This window comes from Levilactobacillus suantsaiihabitans (genome assembly GCF_004745505.1).
Lineage (GTDB): Bacteria > Bacillota > Bacilli > Lactobacillales > Lactobacillaceae > Levilactobacillus > Levilactobacillus suantsaiihabitans.
The window spans coordinates 203,506-223,177 of record NZ_RKLX01000001.1; the positions used below are offsets into that span (position 1 = coordinate 203,506).

At 41.9% G+C, this 19,672-nt stretch carries 25 protein-coding genes; 4 read left to right on the forward strand and 21 right to left on the reverse strand.

The window, feature by feature from the left end; translation table 11 throughout:
• Window positions 1-62: 62 nt before the first annotated feature.
• The 18 genes from eutJ to EGT51_RS01010 form a co-directional block, all read right to left on the reverse strand.
• Window positions 63-911: an ethanolamine utilization protein EutJ gene (eutJ, locus tag EGT51_RS00925; RefSeq protein WP_135366918.1), complete on the reverse strand. Its 849-nt coding sequence runs from the start codon at window positions 909-911 to the stop codon at window positions 63-65.
• Between the two features lie 38 nt (window positions 912-949).
• Entirely contained in the window at window positions 950-1,483 is a 534-nt protein-coding gene (locus EGT51_RS00930; RefSeq protein ID WP_135366919.1) for an NADPH-dependent FMN reductase, read from the reverse strand.
• Window positions 1,484-1,510: 27 nt separating this feature from the next.
• A complete protein-coding gene (locus tag EGT51_RS00935; protein WP_135366920.1) occupies window positions 1,511-2,287 on the reverse strand; it encodes a tyrosine-protein phosphatase in 777 nt (258 codons plus the stop codon).
• A 93-nt stretch (window positions 2,288-2,380) separates the two neighbouring features.
• Window positions 2,381-2,725, reverse strand: coding sequence for a BMC domain-containing protein (locus EGT51_RS00940; protein WP_135366921.1), 345 nt, complete (start codon window positions 2,723-2,725; stop codon window positions 2,381-2,383).
• A gap of 18 nt (window positions 2,726-2,743) precedes the next feature.
• Entirely contained in the window at window positions 2,744-2,971 is a 228-nt protein-coding gene (locus EGT51_RS00945; protein WP_135366922.1) for a hypothetical protein, read from the reverse strand.
• Window positions 2,972-2,975: 4 nt separating this feature from the next.
• Window positions 2,976-3,446, reverse strand: coding sequence for a GlcG/HbpS family heme-binding protein (locus EGT51_RS00950; RefSeq protein WP_135366923.1), 471 nt, complete (start codon window positions 3,444-3,446; stop codon window positions 2,976-2,978).
• Between the two features lies 1 nt (window position 3,447).
• The gene (locus EGT51_RS00955) at window positions 3,448-4,026 is read right to left on the reverse strand and encodes a cob(I)yrinic acid a,c-diamide adenosyltransferase (RefSeq protein WP_135366924.1); all 579 of its coding nucleotides are present in this window, start codon (window positions 4,024-4,026) and stop codon (window positions 3,448-3,450) included.
• A gap of 25 nt (window positions 4,027-4,051) precedes the next feature.
• Complete coding sequence (locus tag EGT51_RS00960; RefSeq protein ID WP_135366925.1) at window positions 4,052-4,321, reverse strand: EutN/CcmL family microcompartment protein; 270 nt, start codon at window positions 4,319-4,321, stop codon at window positions 4,052-4,054.
• Window positions 4,309-4,812, reverse strand: a complete 504-nt coding sequence (gene pduM, locus EGT51_RS00965) for a PduM family microcompartment protein (protein ID WP_135366926.1) — start codon at window positions 4,810-4,812, stop codon at window positions 4,309-4,311. The genes EGT51_RS00960 and pduM overlap by 13 nt, the downstream gene beginning before the upstream one ends.
• Before the next feature lie 37 nt (window positions 4,813-4,849).
• Window positions 4,850-5,140, reverse strand: a complete 291-nt coding sequence (locus EGT51_RS00970; RefSeq protein WP_135366927.1) for a BMC domain-containing protein — start codon at window positions 5,138-5,140, stop codon at window positions 4,850-4,852.
• Between the two features lie 38 nt (window positions 5,141-5,178).
• A complete protein-coding gene (locus EGT51_RS00975; RefSeq protein WP_135366928.1) occupies window positions 5,179-5,709 on the reverse strand; it encodes a BMC domain-containing protein in 531 nt (176 codons plus the stop codon).
• Between the two features lie 14 nt (window positions 5,710-5,723).
• Entirely contained in the window at window positions 5,724-6,077 is a 354-nt protein-coding gene (locus EGT51_RS00980; RefSeq protein ID WP_135366929.1) for a glycerol dehydratase reactivase beta/small subunit family protein, read from the reverse strand.
• A complete protein-coding gene (locus EGT51_RS00985) occupies window positions 6,067-7,914 on the reverse strand; it encodes a diol dehydratase reactivase subunit alpha (protein WP_318531296.1) in 1,848 nt (615 codons plus the stop codon). Before EGT51_RS00985 ends, EGT51_RS00980 begins: the two co-directional genes overlap by 11 nt.
• Window positions 7,915-7,940: 26 nt before the next feature.
• Window positions 7,941-8,447 carry a diol dehydratase small subunit gene (locus EGT51_RS00990; RefSeq protein ID WP_135366930.1) on the reverse strand — a complete coding sequence of 169 codons (507 nt, stop codon included), beginning with the start codon at window positions 8,445-8,447 and terminating at the stop codon, window positions 7,941-7,943.
• A gap of 12 nt (window positions 8,448-8,459) precedes the next feature.
• On the reverse strand, window positions 8,460-9,158 hold the full coding sequence (locus EGT51_RS00995) for a propanediol/glycerol family dehydratase medium subunit (protein WP_135366931.1): 699 nt from the start codon (window positions 9,156-9,158) through the stop codon (window positions 8,460-8,462).
• 17 nt (window positions 9,159-9,175) lie between these two features.
• Window positions 9,176-10,852 carry a propanediol/glycerol family dehydratase large subunit gene (locus tag EGT51_RS01000; protein WP_135366932.1) on the reverse strand — a complete coding sequence of 559 codons (1,677 nt, stop codon included), beginning with the start codon at window positions 10,850-10,852 and terminating at the stop codon, window positions 9,176-9,178.
• A 27-nt stretch (window positions 10,853-10,879) separates the two neighbouring features.
• On the reverse strand, window positions 10,880-11,596 hold the full coding sequence (pduB, locus tag EGT51_RS01005; protein ID WP_135366933.1) for a propanediol utilization microcompartment protein PduB: 717 nt from the start codon (window positions 11,594-11,596) through the stop codon (window positions 10,880-10,882).
• Window positions 11,597-11,714: 118 nt separating this feature from the next.
• On the reverse strand, window positions 11,715-11,993 hold the full coding sequence (locus EGT51_RS01010; protein ID WP_135366934.1) for a BMC domain-containing protein: 279 nt from the start codon (window positions 11,991-11,993) through the stop codon (window positions 11,715-11,717).
• Between the two features lie 221 nt (window positions 11,994-12,214).
• Here EGT51_RS01010 and EGT51_RS01015 point away from each other — a divergent pair, with 221 nt between their 5' ends.
• The 4 genes from EGT51_RS01015 (at window position 12,215) to EGT51_RS01030 (ending at window position 17,082) form a co-directional block, all read left to right on the forward strand.
• On the forward strand, window positions 12,215-13,279 hold the full coding sequence (locus EGT51_RS01015; protein WP_135366935.1) for a helix-turn-helix domain-containing protein: 1,065 nt from the start codon (window positions 12,215-12,217) through the stop codon (window positions 13,277-13,279).
• Window positions 13,280-13,610: 331 nt separating this feature from the next.
• Window positions 13,611-14,369, forward strand: a complete 759-nt coding sequence (locus EGT51_RS01020; protein WP_135366936.1) for a glucose 1-dehydrogenase — start codon at window positions 13,611-13,613, stop codon at window positions 14,367-14,369.
• Window positions 14,370-14,539: 170 nt separating this feature from the next.
• Window positions 14,540-15,646 carry a D-2-hydroxyacid dehydrogenase gene (locus EGT51_RS01025; protein WP_135366937.1) on the forward strand — a complete coding sequence of 369 codons (1,107 nt, stop codon included), beginning with the start codon at window positions 14,540-14,542 and terminating at the stop codon, window positions 15,644-15,646.
• Between the two features lie 344 nt (window positions 15,647-15,990).
• Window positions 15,991-17,082, forward strand: a complete 1,092-nt coding sequence (locus EGT51_RS01030) for a helix-turn-helix domain-containing protein (RefSeq protein WP_135366938.1) — start codon at window positions 15,991-15,993, stop codon at window positions 17,080-17,082.
• Window positions 17,083-17,173: 91 nt separating this feature from the next.
• On the opposite strand, the gene EGT51_RS01035 is transcribed toward EGT51_RS01030, so the two are convergent.
• From EGT51_RS01035 to EGT51_RS01045, 3 genes are read right to left on the reverse strand one after another with little or no spacing between them, the layout of a single operon-like run.
• A complete protein-coding gene (locus tag EGT51_RS01035; RefSeq protein WP_135366939.1) occupies window positions 17,174-17,905 on the reverse strand; it encodes a DUF4430 domain-containing protein in 732 nt (243 codons plus the stop codon).
• Between the two features lie 28 nt (window positions 17,906-17,933).
• Window positions 17,934-18,983 carry a fucose-binding lectin II gene (locus tag EGT51_RS01040; RefSeq protein WP_135366940.1) on the reverse strand — a complete coding sequence of 350 codons (1,050 nt, stop codon included), beginning with the start codon at window positions 18,981-18,983 and terminating at the stop codon, window positions 17,934-17,936.
• Between the two features lie 15 nt (window positions 18,984-18,998).
• Window positions 18,999-19,637 (reverse strand): ECF transporter S component, encoded by a 639-nt coding sequence (locus tag EGT51_RS01045; RefSeq protein WP_135367060.1) that lies wholly within the window; start codon window positions 19,635-19,637, stop codon window positions 18,999-19,001.
• Between the last annotated feature and the right edge of the window lie 35 nt (window positions 19,638-19,672).

Below are 19,672 nucleotides of genomic sequence, written 5' to 3' on the forward strand. Positions count from 1 at the left end.
TCAATGCCAAATTAAAATAGCTAAAATAAAACCGCAAATAAAAACTCATATTTTCAGTTATTTTATTCATGATCTTGCATAGCGATACCGATTGGTGTCACAAACTGCGGATAATCTGGTTTATACGCCTGTACGCCTAAAGCAGAACTAAACGTATCAATGAATTTTTTGAAATTGATAGCCCCGCCAACTACAATAACGGGTTCTTGAATTTTATCCGTAGTAATTGATCTAGTAATCGCTGCCATTTTCTCAACCACAGGTCTAATAACCGCAAATACATCATTTTCCTGAGCAGCATTTCGCTTTGCCTTTTCTGCAGTCTCCATATCCCAATGATAATGCCCTGCTAGTACCAATGACATATGAAATCCACCTGTAGCCTCGTCACTCACTTGTACTAATTTCTGATTTTTAAATACGCTGACACCTGTGGTTCCTCCACCGATATCAACTACTGTTCCGTTCTGAACTTGAAGAAAATACGCAGCAGCTGTTGGCTCATCAATTACTGATCTGCAAACAAAGCCAGCTGACTCGATAACATTGCTTACAATTTTTGCACTACCTGCACCTGTTCCAGGTGGGATCGCTCCACAAGCCGTGGTCAATCGAGTTCCTAAAACATCTTCTGCCCGATCCTTCAACTTGGTTAGAATTCGGACTGAATCTATAAAATTCACTACTAGCCCATCTCTAACTGCATGATCATATTCAAAATTTCCATAGAGGACGTGATTCTTTCCATCCAGCACTATAAGTACGATACTTGACGTTCCAAGATCAATACCCACTCGTAGCTCTTCACCTTTTTGAACTTGCCGAACTGCTTTATTGCCGTTTACAATCTTTGCAAGTTGATTAATCTGCTTATTGGCCCTAACTATTAAATCAAGTTGCGACTGACTCATTTCATCACTCACCCTTACATCTAAATATTATCCTACATTTAAGTTTCTGCAAAATCAGCAAAATTTTTAACTGCACTATCCAACATTGTAGCTACCTGTGAATCTTGTAATTCACCATTATGGTCAAAAATGTCCTGTACCTTACCAATCGCAATCAACTCATTCATCACATTTGCTCCAGCATATCGCAGAAGTTGCTGAATATGGGTATTGGCAACAACGCCTCCACGCTCACCTGACGAATCAGTTATAACTAAAATTGGTTTCTTTTCAATATGCGCCTGTGGCAATGGTACGGATAATACATCAATAGCATTTTTCAATCCCCCAGGAATTGAAAAATTATATTCTGGTGTCACGATGAGCAACGCATCCATTTGATCCACAACGTTTCTGAAGACCTGCCATTCTACTACAGGAACTTGCTCTAAATCTGGATTATAAAGTGGTAAAATATCAAAATTCAGTTGAACCAGATTTAGAAACGACTGTGACCTTTCCAAGTAATTGACAATTCTTTGACTATATGAACGGGTGCTAAGGCTTCCCACGAGCACTCCAATATTAGCCATAATCAAACACTTCCCGTCTTGTATCGGCTACGCCAAGAATCGATCCTTAAATAACTGAACTTCCTCATCATGAAGATTTAATTGATTATGAAAGTAATGATCAAAACCACCATAGTCTTGCTTAATTTGCATGAGCACCTGATTAAAATAATCTTCTCGCACACTCGAAACGTCAAATATACTTTGTAAAAAAGCATCTTGTGTATTAATCATTCTAGCTTCAACTAGCCGTTCATTAATCCTTCGTGATAAAAAATAATTGCTTAACAAATAATCCTGCTTAATTACGTTTATTGGTATATCTAATAACTTTAAGAGTAATATGGTAATGATTCCCGTTCTATCTTTCCCAGTAGAACAATGAAATAGTACACCACCAGCCGGAGAATCAAGTAAAGCATCGAAGAATTGACGATACGCGTGTTGCGCCTCACCACTACAAATTAGCTTTTGATACCCCTTCATCATCTGTCTAAAACCAGTTAACCGTTCAGCCAACGGCCCTTTCAGCTCACTGAATTTGGTTTCACCATCCGTTAAGTTTTGTCTTGAGAGTGGAATTTTCAAATACACAATCCGACAATCCAATTGGTCAGGATAAAGCGTTACTTCTCGTGGAGACCTCAGATCAATCACCGTTCTTATACCATAATCATAGAGTTCTTTCTGATCTACGGCATTTAATTCGGTTAAGTAACCAGAACGGACTAATTTTCCATACTTAATTGAGGCACCACCAAGAGCGTTATAACCACCTAAATCACGGCAATTAAAACCATGTTTTAGTCTGATTTCCTTAACCATTATTTGTCCCCTCCAAAATAATTTCCAAGGCAAGACTTTTGTTTCACCAAGCAACAAGAAAAGGGCCACGGCCTAACGCTGTGGCCCTAAATCTTATGTCCTTGTAATCTTAGGAATGTCAAACCCTAACAAATCATGTAATTTAGCAATCACTGCATTCAAGGCTGATTCAACCTCAGATACCTCGCCAACAATTACAACGGAGCCACTAAAACGATCGATAAATCCCAACTTAACAGAACTAGACTTAGTCGCAATGTCGCCTGCAACTATCGCTGCTTCACTGGGCGTAATTGTTAGAATTCCTAATGCATTTTTAGGCGTTTGAATCCCTAGCTTTTCATAAATATCCGGTGTTGGGTTCGCAACGATGTGTGCTAACGTCACTTGTTTACCGGGAACATATTCTTGAATTGTTCGCTCAATATTACGTCCCATAAAACATCCCTCACAGACTTAGACTAGTTTTTCAACCTCATGCTTGATATTTTCTAACAAAGGAGAATTATCAACATCAGCTGATTCCCCCTGGATCTTTGCTCGCACAGAATCACGCACATCTTTTAATAAGGGCGACATTTCGTCTCTATGCATACTATTAGTAGCATGATTAACGCTTTCGGTAGCACCAACCTCTTGTGCTAACACATTACGAATAATCGATTCAATCTTTCCTTGATCCATAAGTCTAATCACTCTCTTTCATAAATGCATTAACTGCCGCTTCACAAATGGCCTGATCTTCTGCAACAGCACCACCACTAACGCCAATGGCCCCGATAATATGACCATCCACTTCCAATGGTATTCCCCCACCAAAAGTGGCTAATTGGCCACCCATCATTGTTTCAATTTGATATAATTCTGCACCTGGTTGCACCAGCTTGGACAACTGAATGGTCGGTTGCTTCATTGCAAGAGCACTCCAAGCCTTTTTTGGCGCCAATGTACTACTAACCAAGTTTGCCGATGGCATGTGATAACTCATTTGAACAACTTGATCTTCACGCATAATAACTATTGTGACACCAATACCAAATGACTTAGCGGTTTGCACAGCGGAATGAATGACACGTTCCATTCTATCTAAAGAAAAGTAACTAGTTTGCTGCTTTTCGATAACGCTCTTAACTACATGTTTCAACTGTTCTTCGTTCATATTAATGGCCATCCTTAACTCTTGAATAAACCTCAACGACTTGCTTCGTCACATGGTCAACCAAATCTTCATAGTCTTCCGAGCGAGCCATAATATACAAAAAGTCTGACAGTCTATTAATATATCTCTCTAACTCGGGACGAAATTGAACACCTTTTGATAATTTCACAAATGAACGTTCAGCCCGACGACAGATAGTTCGACAAACATGAAGCTGAGCACCAGCTACACTTGTTCCTGGTAAAATAAAGCTATGCAACTCTGGCAATTCTTTAGTATAGCTATCAATCACCGATTCTAGCATATGCGTATCATCATCAGTTATGAACTGACTCTGTTTTAAAAATTGCTCAGAATTCTGCGTTGCAATTTCACCTTGCAGGTAAAACATGCGATATTCGACAGCATGTAAAATTTTTTGATTCCTATCGCTTTTACAAAACTTATCTGCCAAACTAATATTGGCATTCAATTCATCAAACGTTCCATAGGTTGCGACACGAACAGAATCTTTTTCAACTCTCAATCCATCAAACAGGCTTGTCTTACCCTTATCACCGCCTTTAGTATAAATAGCCACTAGGATCATACCTCCTCAGACCACACTACTTATCAAATCGATCAATAATCCCCACAATTGTACAATCATTTACGTCCGCCGACTCATTTCCAGATTCACCGTCAGCTCGCCTAGCACCGGCACCTCTAACAACCAACACATTATCACCAATACCTGCATTAACTGTATCAGCAGCCACTTGCTCGAAACGGATTTCTTTCTGGTCTGAGTCAATTGGACGAACAATCATCAATTTTTTTCCAACCAACGATGAATCCTTTTGAGTTGAAACTACGCTACCAATTACTCTAGCCATATACAATTTTCTTCAGTCCTAACCTTTATTTTGATGTTTTTCCGGTCACAGATTTCTAAGCCCTCATCCGTTAATACTTGTCCTATTGTTTTAATAAGTACAGCATTGTCCGGCAAAACCGCAATTTCTCTTCTTGAGATAATCTTGTGATAGTCACTCACAACCAGTGAATTATGACCAACAATAAAATTGACCGGCCAGTCTAAGATCATTGTACGTGGAATGAAATTAACGATGCGTTCATTCACATTTAAGTAAAATTGAACATCATAATTGAGACCACTTAATATCCAAGACACCAGAGCATCATTAGACCGCAGGGAATATAAATTCTTAATCAACTGCACAGAAACATCATCAATAATGATACAACCGTAATCGATAAATAATTGCTTATCTAATGGAGATGGCAAGCTGTTGAGAGAAAGAACTTTATTGGATGCCTGTCTTTTCCTCAGCTTTGCAATAACCTTTTGGATCAAGTCATCCATAACCCCACCCCCAGTTCATCAAGAATTAATTATGCGTTTACTCTGCAGTGGTACCCGATACAGCTGGCAGAATGGTTTCAACCTCACTGTGTGGCCGTGGAATTACATATGAAGATACAACCTCTCCGACCGTTTGTGCTGCTTGAACACCTGCGTCAACCGCCGCTTTAACCGCTCCAACGTCTCCTCTAATCATGACCGTTACTAATCCTGCCCCAATCTTTTCTTGGCCAGTCAGTTCAACATTGGCTGCTTTAACCATTGAATCTGCTGCTTCAATAGAAGGTACTAAGCCTTTAGTTTCAATCATTCCTAAAGCGTTATTCATTTTAAATTCCTCCTAAATTCTTATCAATCTACTTTTCCTTAATCATTGTAATGAATGCACTTATTATGCGGTTCACCTAATTTACGTGGACAATTAGGATCACCACATAAATTACAAGTAACCTGATCATCAGAAACATTCTCAACAGATTTTTCTTCCAATTGTTTTTCTACATCAACACTCGTTTTTGCTACCGAAGTCTGTTGCTCTTCAGAATCTGGACGAGGGCCAAACATCGCTGACTTCTTCATCGTTCCATCCAAATTATATTTTTCTGGATTGAAGTTCTGCGGATCAACATCGGTAGCTCCTGAGCTCCCCAATTGATCTAATCCATCAGTTGGGCTCCCAATAACCAGACCTGCAACATAGCTCTCTGATAAAGTTTGCTTAACTGTTTCAACGGCAACTTTCAAAGCAGCTATATCACCTGTAAATTCTAGCGTAATCCAACCGTTGTCTGCATTGCGAATTCTACTAAGCTTCACATCACTCGTTTTCAGCATACGATCAGCGGCAACAGTTGCGCTAGACAGGCCATTACATTCCACATATCCTAACGCTTCCATAATTTAATCCCCATTCATGACAAATTCTTAAAGGGTATTCCCTTCACTAACCTAGCGGCATTGGCACCAAGCGTTCGGAGCTGTTTGGCGTCTACTACAGTTACATCAAATAACGGTTCTTGTTCAGGCAAATTCTTGTAATGAATGACATAACGTTTATTATCATAGGCAATCCCAACAGATAATCGCGATGCTAATGCTGCTTGGTAAGCTCGTGACACAGTATCTTTGACCGCAATACTTTGCAGTGAGAACGGAATTTGCTCTTCTTCAATACCATTCAGCAACGGTTTCAACCATTCTGTTCCTAAGCCATCTCGGTCAATTGAACCAATAACTATTGTTGGACGTTCGAGATCATTTGCCATACTGCTGCCTTCTTTCTGCTGCATAGCGAAGAACTAGACCAGTAGCAACAGCGTTTCGTGGGCCCATTATTCCTCGAACGTTTCCTCGACCTGATACTAAATTATAATGAGCGAGCTCATCTGTAACAAGCTGAGGAATTTCAAAATCAAGCGCTGATCCGCCCACTATTACGACAAACGGAATATCGCGAATATTTCCAGTAGGACTTACATACTTAAGCGCCCGAATTGCATTAGTCACAAAGACACGCTTTTTCGCACTTTGACGTACCAATTTAATTTTTTCGATACTTGGATTACCCGTTACTGGAACATATCCCTCAGGCTTAATGACAACAACTCTAGCGAACAATTCAGAAGGCAACGGCTTTTCAAAGAACTGAACTGAGCCATCCTCGTGCCGCAATTGAAACAGATTCTCAACTTTAGCCAACGGGTAACGCTTGATATCCTCAGCTAAATGAATATCAGATAATCCTAATTCAGAATTAATAATCATGGTCACCATATCTCCAGCCCCTGCCAGATGAATTGCGATCATTTTATCATCCTTATTAATAATAGATGCATCTGTTGAGCCAGCTCCAAAATCCAAAATGGCAATCGGCTTTGAAGTTCCCGGTGTCGTCAGAGCACCGTGAATCGCTGACTCTACTTCAGCTCCACCTATCTCGACCTTAACGTTAAGTTCTTTTTCAATTAACTTTGCAATCACTTCCATTTGTAAGTGATCAGACTTAACCATTGCTGCGATACCAACGGCGGACTCATTTAAAAATTCTCCAGCCAGTCCTCCCTTAACTTTAACTGGTACTTGCGTGTCAATTGCCAATAGATCTTGAATTGCAACATCCTTATTCTGCTTTCCGGTCAAAGTTGCCATAGTTTGGCGAACTTTTTCTAACATACCACCAATGTTTGTCCCAGATTCACCGGTAATATCTTTAATATGACGAAAATTAGAAATTTTTTTCATAATCGTTTCAGCGCCTCTTGAGACGCCGACTTCTTCTTTTCCATTTTCACCATTTATAACAATATTTCCGGCAGGAATGACTCGTGCCTTCACATCGCCCGCGGGCGTTTTGATGACAACGGCTGACCGATTTCCAATGAGTGCTCGCGAAACTGGAACAATATTTCTAGTTTCCTCTGAGTCCAGCTTGAACAACGTGGCAATTCCGTATGGATTAGCAAGCTGAGAAATAACTTGACCAGGACCGGCGACTTCAACGGCCGCTAGCATATGAACTGGCACCTTGTCAATCAAAGCAACCTCGTCAACGATTGGAATCCTCTTGGTTAAGCGGTTATCAACAAGAACCGCATCATCATTTTGAAGTATTGCCGCAACAACCTTGTACCCAGCAGCAACATATGCATTAATCAACTTTGCACAATTTTCAAAATCGATTTCTTTTGGCACAATAACAATATAGTTTCGATCCTTATCTTGTTCCTTAGCCAATTCTAAAATTGGTATTGTAATACCAGACTGCGTTCCAATGCCACCCGGCGTATCAGGATTATGGCCAATCATGGTGGATTCCGTAACAACTGTCTCAGTAATCGTTTCCATTGCTACATCTCCGATTACTGGAGTAGCCTCGTTAATTCTAATTAAATCAATATCATGAATTGACAAATTAGTTTTATCCAGCACCTGATTAAGTGCATCACGGATACCAACGAGATTTTCCTTAGTACCCTTAATCCCTGTCGTTGCAGCTATACCAGAGCCAATAAAGCTAGCCTCACCACTATCAGAAACACGAGCGAGTGCAACTTCGGTTGATGAATTTCCAATATCAACGCCAATCACATTTTCCATTGCCATCCCTAAACACCCTTTTCGGCTTTCTACTACTTATCTCCTTTGAGCTTCTTACGGCTCTCGTAATACTTTGCAGCTTCCTCAAACCAATTTGCACAAATAGTTGCATCGTATTTCGATCTCAGTTCTTCGGCGATCTCTAATAATTCATCCTTTGTAGAACGATATGGTCGCAAAGCGTTGTACATCTCTAATAAGCGATCATCCGGAATCTTAGTTAGCTCAGCCGCCCGATCAAAATTCATCTGAAGCGTTTTACGTCCAGCATCTCCGGCTACATCACCTTGCATTTTAAGTGCTTCAGCTGTAATCCGTAAATCCTTCCGGTCGATTCGATTATTTTTAATGTCATCCAGAGTTACTTCGCCAAGTGACTTACCAGAAGGCGTCTTGATGATATCGCGGTGTTGTTCATACAACGGATAATCTTCAACACCATACTGCTTTTCGCTATGAGAATCAGTTGTGGTCGTCACACCATCCGACTGATTAACTTGCTTCAAAATACTCTTAACTAAATCGTTAATATCACTCATCAATATCCCTCCTTAAAGTGTGACTTTAATCTCTTCTGCCGACTTACCAGCAACAACCTGGTGGGTCTCACGAATATGTAAGATGGCAGAAATTGCTTGGAAATTAGGTCGCGCCATTTGATCATTTGGCTGAGAAACTGGCTCTGGAGAGTCACCCTTTGCATAACGCGCTGCGTTCTTGCCGATTTGACGGAACATCTTTTCATCAATGACAGGAGCCTCTGGGAATAGTTCCAAATTGTTTAACGCCTCTTGGTCCTTCTGATGAATAATTACCGTCCCTTTTGACTGAATACCAATTGAGATACCAGACCCAGACAAATGATCGGCTTCAACCGCCATAAATGAAACGTCAGACGTATCATAAGCTTTAATCACTCGTGCTTTAAGGCCTTCCTCTTCAATCCCTGCGATCACCTGACGCAAAGCTTCCTTGTGAGAAACTCCCGATTCTGTCTTAGTTAGAACCGTTGCATAGGCTGGAGCCACTGCAATTACAATTTCATCCTTGGAATATCCTGGTTGGGCCAAGCCTACCGGTTGAAACCAGTCAACATTATTTTCTGGAACTGCACTTTCGTTACTAGATGTATTCTCAGCATCCGTCACAGCTGGTGCTTTCTTTTGAAAATCAATAGATTGATCAGTCTGCGTCTGTGATAAAACCTCACGAACAATTTTACGAACTAAATTTTCATCAATATCAGTCATAAAATAACCCTCCTCTCCTACATATCAAAGTGTTCTGGATCGATAACTTGAGGAATATCTGTTACTTTCTTCCATTCATCTGGATCATCATACAACCGATAACCAGTTCCTGGTCCCATGTAGTCATTGCCCTCATTAACAGCAGATTCAACATGCCAGTTTTCATCGAAGATCGCCGAGGTTTGTAAATAATCACCAACCACTTTTTGTTTCTGTAAATTAAGGATAGCCTCAGCGACGTCGTTAACATCACCATCAGCCAATGCTTTAATTACGTCAACAGCAGTAATACCACGGTCCATCATGTCTTGTGCCGCTTTCATATCAGCGACCTTATCACGTTTTGGCATATCTTCATGAACATCCGCATAAGTTGCTGCTTCAACTTCTTCATCAGTAATAGACGGTAATCCTAGTCCCTTAAAGACTACCTGTAAGGCTTTAGCAGCTTTCCGACGTACGTTAATCGCTTCTTCTTCTTTAATGGAATGGATCCCAAATGACTGACCGTAATCCCGTGATAGGAAGTGAATATCATCATAGTCGTAGACATCTTCATTAGATCCAGCAAACGTGTTATCCGGATTAGGTTCTGCACCATAACCAGAGCAAATAAAGTCAGTACCACCAATGAACTGACCCATAAATCTCCAAGTACGACGCATTGAAGAATGTGAAAACGATTGGTCACTACCAGTAGCAGATTCCAGGTCATACATCATGCACAATAAGTTTTCACCTAATACTTCGCGCAATCCATTCGGAACAGCGGTAGGGATTGAGATACAACTAAGTGAGCCATTTTGTAATCCCTGAACTCCGGAAGCCTTTGCCAACAAAATACAACGAGCTTCTAGATACAACATCGACTTACCTTCAGGATATCCCATTAATACTTCTGAACCAGAACCAGATGTGAAACGCATCTTAATTCCCCGAGAGGCATAGCAAGATGCCAGGAATCCTTTAGACCAAGGCGTGTCATCCCCATCAGTAAACGAACGATCCGTACCATAAACAGAAATAGTTTCAGCATACGACGTCAATCCACGCATCCCTAATTGTAGCTCCGTAGCTTCATCGACTGAACATTGATGCAAAACACCTGGACGTCCCGTCTGCGATCCAACTAGGACAGAAAGCGCGTTGAAAGGTGCGTCCCGGCTAACAGCAGTCGTCGTTTCCTCTTCAGCAAATCCTCTAAGAGCTGCTTCAGCTGCATCGGCAGCCAATTCAACTGGATTATCAATATAATTAGTGACATGACTTTGGTTAGCAGGTTTTCTCCGCTCACGCATCTTCTTGGCACCCATAATCATCTCGCCAAAATCCAATTGATTAATAACATCTTGGCCCTTGGCCGGCGTCATAGCCGTTGTATATTTCAAAACTTCCTTGTGAGAAATATTAGGATCAATCAACATCTTAGCAATTTTTGTAGAATCCATTGCCATAACCTTTTCAGCATTGGCAATATTGATCCCATAATTTGCGATATACATGTCAATCAGGTCAAAATCCTCACGTTTTTTCCCATCCATTTCGACAATAACCCCATCTTGGACCTTAATACTCGGTTCAGGATCATTGGGGCTCTTCATCGCAACAAAGCCTTCTTCAGGCCATTCCTTAACAATGACATCCTTATTGATCGGCCGCTGTTCAAGCTTTTCGAATCTCTTTTGACGTTTCATTAAGTAATCCTCCTTAGAATAAAGTTTTTACTGAATGTAGGAGGGATAATCATTTACTGGTTTATCTCCCATTTGTCCTAATAACTCTAATCCACGTTCGCGACCGGCGATAATCGCCTGTCGAACGGCACCCGACTCACCGCTAATAGTCAATGTCCCTTCATTAGAGGGGCTACCATTATGACTCGGAGTGGCAACTGAAATAATTTTCACGCCCGCTGTTTTTAATGCTGTATCCGCCATTACGATACCCACAGCAGCAGGACAAGCGTTTAAAATGCCAAACGCTTTTCCTTCTTCAGCACCTAAAGCCTCTACCAAGCATCCGGCTGCTCGTGCGGTATATTGAAGTTCCACATAGCCAGCATCATTACCGTAAACATCACCGAAGTACCGGTGTAAGTTTTTAAATGTAACCTTGATTGCTTCACGAACATCAGATGGATCATAGCCACCAATTACAATCATGCAACCTTGGCCGCCTCCACCTTTAGTATCATTTGTCCATTCAACATCAATACATTCTGTATTTGTTGACTTGATCCCTTCATCCATCGAAAATAGTTGGGGGCCACCACCGGTACGATCACTCACGATACCAATAACTGAATACTTTTTCTTCACATGCATTTTTTCAAGGAGTAGCGGATCCACATTGGGAATGCATAACCCAATCGTATCCCCAGCCTTGTCTGCACCCACAAATTCTGGTGCTACGCTGGTGGAATTCAAAAAGTCAATCATGAGACTGCCTCCTAATAATTTGTAACAGGGAGTTTTCAGACATAACGTTTATTACTAAAAAGGTCCTTATTTGTCCTCCACTCAAACAAAATAAGAACCAATTTCACTAGATCATTCTTTATTCCTTACGTGGAAGAATCTTCTCAACGTCTGTGTGAGGACGTGGAATGACGTAGTTAGAAACAACTTCGCCAACATTTCCTGCTGCCTGAACGCCAGCATCTACAGCAGCCTTCACAGCACCAACATCACCACGAACCATGGCAGTTACAAGACCAGCTCCAATTTTTTGTTGGCCAATTAAACTAACATTTGCTGCTTTGACCATAGCATCCGCTGCTTCGATTGAAGGTACTAAACCTCTTGTTTCAATCATTCCAAGTGCTTCTTGTTCCATAAGGAAACCCTCCTAAAGTCAATACGCTTGAAAGCGCTTACTTTTTGCTACACGGCTATTATATAACAAGTGATTCAAATTTTCCTGAACAGATTAGGATATATAATATGCAAGTTTACAAATATTCAGCTTAAATTATGACAATTATTTGCTTTAAAATTAAAAATATCTTATTGTGTAGATAGTAACAAAGCTAGTGATCAACGAAAGGAGATTTTCTTATGAATTTAAATTCACAAGAAAAGCAATACACCCAAATAAAACAAATTATATCTTTATTTTTTCAATTAACTAAAATTCGTATTGCTTTTATCGACCCTACGCTTCATGTAATAACCAGCGAGGGCCTTCTCGCTGATCCAACTAACTCAACCAACTACTTTGAAAAGAAAAAGAATTTGATTTTCTTTCCCATCGTGACTAATGATCGACTCAATGGCTTATTCCTTGCTGACAAGAGTGATATTACAGTCAATATGCTATCATTAAATCAAAAATCATTGGAAAGCGTCGCAAATGAGGTTTTGAGCACATATTATCAACGGGTCCTTATACTGTCCCCCCTAACTAAAGATGAAATTAATCAAAATCTACAATTATTTAATCTGCTCATCAACAATTCACATAACGCTACCCCTCTGGTACCGATTAAGAACAGTACATCTCCCATTACTACCCGAAACAAAGGTGTTAATGACATTGACATTGCCTTAAATTATATAGATCAGAACATCACAAAAAAGCTTACCCTACTCACCGTGGCCAACAATGCTTACCTTTCTCCAGCTTATTTAAGCCGCCTATTCAAGGAAAATTTTAAGATCAATTTCTCTGACTACATTCGACTTAGAAAAATCACCTTAGCTCAAAACAAATTAATGACGACTACGCAATCTATTAATAGCATTGCAAATAACTTAGGATTTTCTAGGGCAAACTATTTTAATAAGGTTTTCAAAGAAACCACAAATCTCACTCCTTTACAATTCCGTAAACACTATAGCGGCTCTAAAAAAATTTACACAATCTATCGTGACTTGACTTGGAACGACAATATTTCTGTCTATGCAGCTTCAAAACGTTTCTTTCAACAGCAAGGAATCGATTTAAAAGAAAAAGATGTTAATGGTCGTCCATGTATTGTCGCGATTGAAGATCTTTCATCACTTGGGAACGCTAGCGGGTGGGTTTTTCTTGTTGATGGTATTCAACCTCCCATCTTCCCAAGTGAACTTTACGTCAAAGATAAAACTGTTATTCAGTGGATTTTCGTTCATATTTCCTAAATTGTCAGTTAATTGCGCATTTTACCCGAATAATTATTCTTTCGGCCTAGCAACGTGAATAAATTCGCTAATTGATTGCAAGCAAATTCCATAACTAACGAAATAAATATCTCTTGCAAGTGAAGTTATGCACCTCAAAAATTTTCAACATTTTAACTTATTACTTTCCCCTTCTCCAAGGCTTTACGCAGTATTCAGGTCAATTTCTATCATAATTTCTTATAGTTACTTTACAGAAATGCCTGACATACCGGAAAAGAAAGCGCTTTACATACGATAATTGCATGCTATATAATACCTTTGTAACAAACTATAGAACGGAGGCTTTATAATGGGACGCTTGCAAGGTAAGGTTGCATTAGTAACCGGTGGTTCAAAGGGTATTGGAAAGGCTATTGTCGAACGCTTTGCTCAAGAAGGCGCAAAGGTTGTCTTCACTGCCATCGAAAAAGAAGCTGGTGACGTACTAGAAAAAGAGTTAATCCCTAATCGTCTAGTATTCATGCAACAAGATGTTTCCAAAAAGGATGACTGGGAACGCATTATCAAAGCTACAATCAATAAATTTGGTAAAATCAATATCATCGTCAATAATGCCGGAATTGGTGTCTTTTCTGATATTGAAAAAATGGATGAAAAGAACTGGAATTCCACGATCGGCGTTAACTTAACAGGTACCATGTGGGGTGTGAAATATGGTATTAAATCCATGAAGAACAACCATGAAAAGAACTCCATTATTAACCTTTGTTCTGTTGAAGGACTGATCGGTGATCCCGATTTACTTGCATATAATGCTTCTAAGGGTGGCGTTCGCCTTTTGACTAAATCAGCTGCTCTGCATTGCGCACGTGAGGGGTATGCTATTCGAATCAATTCGGTTCATCCTGGATACGTAAATACACCATTGGTTGAAAACCTCGAGAAGACTGATCCTAAGGTTAAAGATCATTTAGTTTCACTACATCCAATGGGGCGTCTGGCCGAACCGTCAGAAGTAGCAAACATGGCTCTTTTCTTAGCATCTGATGAATCCTCATTTAGCACTGGGTCAGAGTTCTTAGTTGACGGTGGTTACACGGCACAATAATCGATAATAGCTGTCATTAGAGTAATCTCAGCAAATTTAGAGAATTCCTTTCTTACTTGCTGAATGTCTTGCCCTTACCGATATCTTATTGATTTACAGTTAATATTTATACTTAAAATTGTTCACTTTCGATCCAATATCAAGTGAACAATGGAAATGAGGAATATTTAATGTCAGATATAAATGAAGATCTTATTAGAGAAGTCGTTAAACAAGTCCTTTCTGAATCAAAATCACAGGTTGATGAACCAGAAACTAAAAGCTTTAATTCAAATGGAAAGAAACGAATTTTCGCTTTTAGTATTCGTAAAGATGAAGAACCCTACGTTAAGGAATGGGCAAAGGCTCATCCAGAAATCGAAGTAGGATACACGGATGAATTATTAACAGAAAAAACTGCTAAATATGCTAAAGATGCTAACGGAGTAGTTGTCTATCAACAGCTTTCTTACACTGCTGAGACCCTTCAAGCTTTGGCTGATCTAGGCATTACTAAGATGTCACTTCGTAATGTCGGTGTTGATAATATTGATTTAGATAAGGCAAAGGCACTTGGGTTCGAAATCACCAACGTTCCTGTCTACTCACCAAACGCTATTGCTGAACATGCAGCAATTCAAACAGCTAGAGTTTTACGTCAGACAAAGGTCTTGGATGAAAAAATCGAAAATGGTGATCTTCGCTGGGCGCCAACTATTGGTCGAGAAGTTCGTGATCAAACTGTCGGCGTCATCGGAACGGGACACATTGGTCGTGTCTACATGCAAATCATGGAAGGCTTTGGTGCCAAAGTGATCGCTTTCGATACTTATCAGAATCCGGAATTAAAGCAAAAAGGCTATTACGTTGACACGCTGGATGAGCTCTACGCAAAATCCGATGTTATTTCTCTACATGTCCCTGCCACTAAAGATAACACTCACATGATTAACAGCAATTCCATTAGTAAGATGAAAGATGATGTTGTCTTAGTCAATTGTTCACGTGGTGCTTTAGTTGATACAGATGCTGTTATCAAGGCTTTGGATAGTGGCAAAATCTTCGGTTTTGTTATGGATACTTATGAAGATGAAGTTGGTATCTTCAATGCAGATTGGCGCCACAAAGATTTCCCTGACAAACGTCTAGAAAATTTAATTCACCGGTCTAATGTATTGGTAACACCACATACGGCATTTTACACGACGCATGCTGTACGGAACATGGTACTAAAGGCTTTCGATAATAACTGTAATTTAATCAATAATAAACCAGCTGATACTCCTGTAGCCTACTAAGTACCTTTTGACAGTACTTCATGCGTTACCTGCTGAAATCTCATTTGTTCACCGGAAAGTTTTATCCTCCCTAACCTTGAGATTATTTTGAAATACTGTATTTCATTTCAGATTTCAATATAGAGAGTCAAATCCAAAACATATTGGATTGACTCTCTATTTGTTTCACGTGGCGCTTGAAACTATTCGTATTGGTACTTTTTGCCCACCAATACAAGAAAGTACCAGCATTATTTTGTAAAATCTTGAAATAGTACTATTTTTTCGTTACAATTTGTTTAGATGTTAACGGATACATCGCTGAGTCAATGGGGACTCTACCACTTTACCGAGGAGGGTCTTTTATGCCTAATTTTTCACCAACTCAAGAAAACTATCGTGACCTGGCCCAAGCTTTAGCCAAATTCACCAGTCTTACGCAGATCAAGACCTTGTGCTACGGGTTCAACGGTATTTTACTTAAAAATAATCTGGTTTTTCTAAATGATTCCGCCATCAGAAGTAACCTGGCCGACGAGGATCTGACCAGCTTTGCCCTCTTCCCTATCAGTTGGGGAAACCAACTCTGGGGACTGATGTTGTGCGATGCCAGCAGCGTGTCCCAAAAACGCCTTGAACTGGCACGGACCTACCTCACTGATGTCTTGCATCAGGCGTTTGCTCAAGCGGATGTACCCATCCAAGTCTGGGAACCACTTAAACCCAATCAAATCAAACAGTTGAACTACTTTAACCATTTAATGTTCCCGGCAAACAGCCAACCCCGTTCAACCTCGGCTGATTTTACCATGGCCACAGCCATGATCGATGGCCAAGCCATTAGCAATGATGATGCCTACCAAAGCATCAAGCTGGCGGTTGCATACATTCATCAACACATTCAACATGCTCTGTCTCTACATGAAGTCGCGGAGGCCGCCTACCTTTCACCGTCGTATCTGAGTCGCTTGTTCAAAAAATATTTACACGTGAGCTTCGTTGAATACGTCAACAACCAAAAGATTGCCTTGGCGCAAGAACGGTTGGCCCTCACGTTCATTCCCATCAATCAGATTTCTGCTCAATTGGGATTTTCGCAGACCAGCTATTTCACCAAAATATTCAAACGCAAGACGCACTTAACGCCGTCCGAATTTCGGCAGCGCAACCATGCCATTCAAAAGGTTTACACGATTCCCCGTGATCTTGACTGGCAATCTTCTGATTCGGTATACGATGTCACCCGTAATTACTTCAAGCGCCGCGATATTATCTACCGGTCGGACACCGACGATGGTACGACTTACGTGACCCAGATTGGTGACTTAACCGATTCCGCTGGCACTCGTGGTTGGGTGTTTACCGTCGATGGTCAACAGCTCCTCCAATCCGTTGATGAGGTCTCGGTCCAAAATAAATCAGTGATTCAATGGGTCTACATGAACTATGCCCACTAAAATGATTCTACATTAACTAAAGAGGCTTCCGAACGGGTCAAAGCACTGTTCGGAAGCCTCTTTATTAGTTGAATATAACTTAATTGATTACTCAGTATCCCTTAGTCGTAAAGTACCAATGCACCTTATCTCCGGCTTTAACAGCCTTCTTATTAGCCGCCTGATCAATAAACTTCCCATTGACCCGGTACTTCCAGCCGCTGCCGACCTTGACGTCGTTTTCGGCTAGGCCGTTGATGCTGCTGACGTAGACGACCACGCCTTGTTGGGCCTTGATCTTGAGCTTGGATGATTGGAGCACCGTGAACGCGTTGGACTTGCTGTTCACCTTGACCTTACCATCGAAGAAGGTCTTCTTGTAGCCGCTGACCACTAAGTGTGCGGTCGCTGCTGATGACTTCTTCTTCTTGGTGGCTGACTTGGTTGTCGTGGCCGTGGTTGCGTGGCGCTTGGTCGTCCGTGCTGGCGAGCTTGTGCGATGCTTGGTAGCCCGCTTACTGGTCGTCGTTGCACTGGTGCTGGTGGCCGCCGACGAACTGGCTGCCGTGGCGTGATGCGTCGCGGCAGCCGTTGATGACGAGGTTGTCTTCGCCTTGGTAGCCGCCTTCTTGCTGGACGACGACGCCTTTTGATGCTTCTTCTTCGCTACCGAACTGCTCGTCGCACTTGCTGATGACGACGACGTTGATGACGAACTGGTGGCGACTGCCGCCGTGTCCGGTTCCGCCGCTTGCGTTTGGCGACTCTGTTGAAACGCCAGCGCGCCGCCGATCACTAAGATGGTGGCGACGACCGCCGCGATGATCCACCTGGTCTTCTTCATGCCAACTACCCCTTAACTCTATGATTGATTATTTGAACGTGTAAACTAACTTCTTGCTGTAGTTACCGTTGTGGTAAGCACTCGCTGCCACACTCGCTTGACCGTAAGCCAAGACCATGCTGTAAGCATCCTTGATAGACCCGTCAGCCTTAACGTAACTGAACATGGCCTTCAAAGGCGTTGCCGTTTGGCCCTTCTTGATGGCCTTCTTGTTGACGAACTTGTAAGACGTCTTGGTCGTGCTCAACGCCAAAATACCTTCGGCCGTCGAGTTGGCGTTAGGATTTTCCTTGCCGTTGTAAGTGTACCCAAAGGCCCCACTCTTGTAGATGTTCTTCTTCAGATAGTTGCGACCAGCCACTTCGGCCTTCTTAACCGTCTTGTTCTTGCTCTTACTCATCATCATGGCAGTCACTGCCGTGGCCGTAGTATCAGCGTCGACGCTGGCAGCCGTGTTGTTGTAAGCCCAACCGTTGTTGGATTGCTTGTTCTTAGCGATCTTCAAGCTCAATGAGTTCTTGGAGAATTTGGCCTTGCTAGGCTTCTTGAAGGTCTTGTTGGAAGAAACGGCTATCAAGGCTTGGCTTTGCACATTGACCGTTTGTTTGGACATGGATTGCTTGTACAATTTGTTAACCAGGTTCATGTTCTTCTTGGCGCCGGCTGGCTTGTACTTAGTCGGGTTAACGCCAATGGCTTGCAGACCAATGATGGCCGTAGCCAAGGTTGCGGGATCACTCTTGCTGTTGATGACCAGGTTCTTCTTGATCAACTTCTTGTTGGCCTTGGAGAACTTGTAGCCTTGCTTCTTCAAGCCTAACAGGAAATCAGAGTAACCCGAAGCGGCCCCCGTGGTTGGGAAAGCGGACTTGCTAAAGATCTTGGCTGTGCCGTTGACCCCATCCTTGTTTTGTTTCATCATTTTCTTCGCGTATGTATAGAGCGCTTTTTGTTTACTCTTTTGTGATTTCTTGGAAGCGACCTTGACACTAGCGGCGTTGACATCCATGACAGGTACGACGGCCCCTAAAGCCATAACGGCGGTCAATGAAGCAGCAATTAACTTATTGTTCAACATGAAAAATATCCCCTTTTATAAAATATTATATTTCGTGACTAACCGATCCATCAGTTTTCGCCACGGGTGATACAACAGTAACAGACTCACGGCATTGGTTGCCGCGTGAAGCGCGTCAAACATGAGACTGGCGGCAAACGACAGGAAGAAGCTGGCGGGACGCAACGGCCGAACGTAGGCCAGGGCGTACCACAGATCCATAATCCAGCCGAACCAAAAGCCCCACAAGGCGCCCCAGACGACCATCACCCAGACCTTATTTTTCAGCGGCGTCCGCCCAATCAAACCGGTCGTCAGGCCCATCAGGCCCCAGGCCAACATTTGCCACGGCGTCCACGGGCCTTGACCCAAGAACAGGTTGGAGACCAGTGCCATCATCGACCCCGAAACGAAGCCCAGTTCTGGCCCCAAGGTAATCGCGCTGACGATGACCACGAAACTGGTCAGTTGCACGTTGGGAATTGCCGCCAGCGGCACCCGGCCAATGACCCCTAGCGCCACGATCACCGCTAAGAACACCAACAGGCGCGTGCCCATTTGCCGCTTTTCAAAGTGCCAATAGGCTGGCAACAGGCTGCAAGCCAGACAGGCAAAACTAAAGATGACAAAATGATGGCCTTTCACCAGCAACATCCCCGCCAATACCAGCAGCATCAAGCCCACCGGTACGACTAGGGTCCAACTATTTT

Excerpts from the sequence above, each read along its gene's own strand:
- eutJ (WP_135366918.1), bottom strand. The coding sequence starts at position 911 with ATGAGTCAGTCGCAACTTGATTTAATAGTTAGGGCCAATAAGCAGATT.
- EGT51_RS00930 (WP_135366919.1), bottom strand. The coding sequence starts at position 1,483 with ATGGCTAATATTGGAGTGCTCGTGGGAAGCCTTAGCACCCGTTCATAT.
- EGT51_RS00935 (WP_135366920.1), bottom strand. The coding sequence starts at position 2,287 with ATGGTTAAGGAAATCAGACTAAAACATGGTTTTAATTGCCGTGATTTA.
- EGT51_RS00940 (WP_135366921.1), bottom strand. The coding sequence starts at position 2,725 with ATGGGACGTAATATTGAGCGAACAATTCAAGAATATGTTCCCGGTAAA.
- EGT51_RS00945 (WP_135366922.1), bottom strand. The coding sequence starts at position 2,971 with ATGGATCAAGGAAAGATTGAATCGATTATTCGTAATGTGTTAGCACAA.
- EGT51_RS00950 (WP_135366923.1), bottom strand. The coding sequence starts at position 3,446 with ATGAACGAAGAACAGTTGAAACATGTAGTTAAGAGCGTTATCGAAAAG.
- EGT51_RS00960 (WP_135366925.1), bottom strand. The coding sequence starts at position 4,321 with ATGGCTAGAGTAATTGGTAGCGTAGTTTCAACTCAAAAGGATTCATCG.
- pduM (WP_135366926.1), bottom strand. The coding sequence starts at position 4,812 with ATGGATGACTTGATCCAAAAGGTTATTGCAAAGCTGAGGAAAAGACAG.
- EGT51_RS00970 (WP_135366927.1), bottom strand. The coding sequence starts at position 5,140 with ATGAATAACGCTTTAGGAATGATTGAAACTAAAGGCTTAGTACCTTCT.
- EGT51_RS00975 (WP_135366928.1), bottom strand. The coding sequence starts at position 5,709 with ATGGAAGCGTTAGGATATGTGGAATGTAATGGCCTGTCTAGCGCAACT.
- EGT51_RS00980 (WP_135366929.1), bottom strand. The coding sequence starts at position 6,077 with ATGGCAAATGATCTCGAACGTCCAACAATAGTTATTGGTTCAATTGAC.
- EGT51_RS00985 (WP_318531296.1), bottom strand. The coding sequence starts at position 7,914 with ATGGCAATGGAAAATGTGATTGGCGTTGATATTGGAAATTCATCAACC.
- EGT51_RS00990 (WP_135366930.1), bottom strand. The coding sequence starts at position 8,447 with ATGAGTGATATTAACGATTTAGTTAAGAGTATTTTGAAGCAAGTTAAT.
- EGT51_RS00995 (WP_135366931.1), bottom strand. The coding sequence starts at position 9,158 with ATGACTGATATTGATGAAAATTTAGTTCGTAAAATTGTTCGTGAGGTT.
- EGT51_RS01000 (WP_135366932.1), bottom strand. The coding sequence starts at position 10,852 with ATGAAACGTCAAAAGAGATTCGAAAAGCTTGAACAGCGGCCGATCAAT.
- pduB (WP_135366933.1), bottom strand. The coding sequence starts at position 11,596 with ATGATTGACTTTTTGAATTCCACCAGCGTAGCACCAGAATTTGTGGGT.
- EGT51_RS01010 (WP_135366934.1), bottom strand. The coding sequence starts at position 11,993 with ATGGAACAAGAAGCACTTGGAATGATTGAAACAAGAGGTTTAGTACCT.
- EGT51_RS01015 (WP_135366935.1), top strand. The coding sequence starts at position 12,215 with ATGAATTTAAATTCACAAGAAAAGCAATACACCCAAATAAAACAAATT.
- EGT51_RS01020 (WP_135366936.1), top strand. The coding sequence starts at position 13,611 with ATGGGACGCTTGCAAGGTAAGGTTGCATTAGTAACCGGTGGTTCAAAG.
- EGT51_RS01025 (WP_135366937.1), top strand. The coding sequence starts at position 14,540 with ATGTCAGATATAAATGAAGATCTTATTAGAGAAGTCGTTAAACAAGTC.
- EGT51_RS01030 (WP_135366938.1), top strand. The coding sequence starts at position 15,991 with ATGCCTAATTTTTCACCAACTCAAGAAAACTATCGTGACCTGGCCCAA.
- EGT51_RS01035 (WP_135366939.1), bottom strand. The coding sequence starts at position 17,905 with ATGAAGAAGACCAGGTGGATCATCGCGGCGGTCGTCGCCACCATCTTA.
- EGT51_RS01040 (WP_135366940.1), bottom strand. The coding sequence starts at position 18,983 with ATGTTGAACAATAAGTTAATTGCTGCTTCATTGACCGCCGTTATGGCT.
- EGT51_RS01045 (WP_135367060.1), bottom strand. The coding sequence starts at position 19,637 with ATGCTGCTGGTATTGGCGGGGATGTTGCTGGTGAAAGGCCATCATTTT.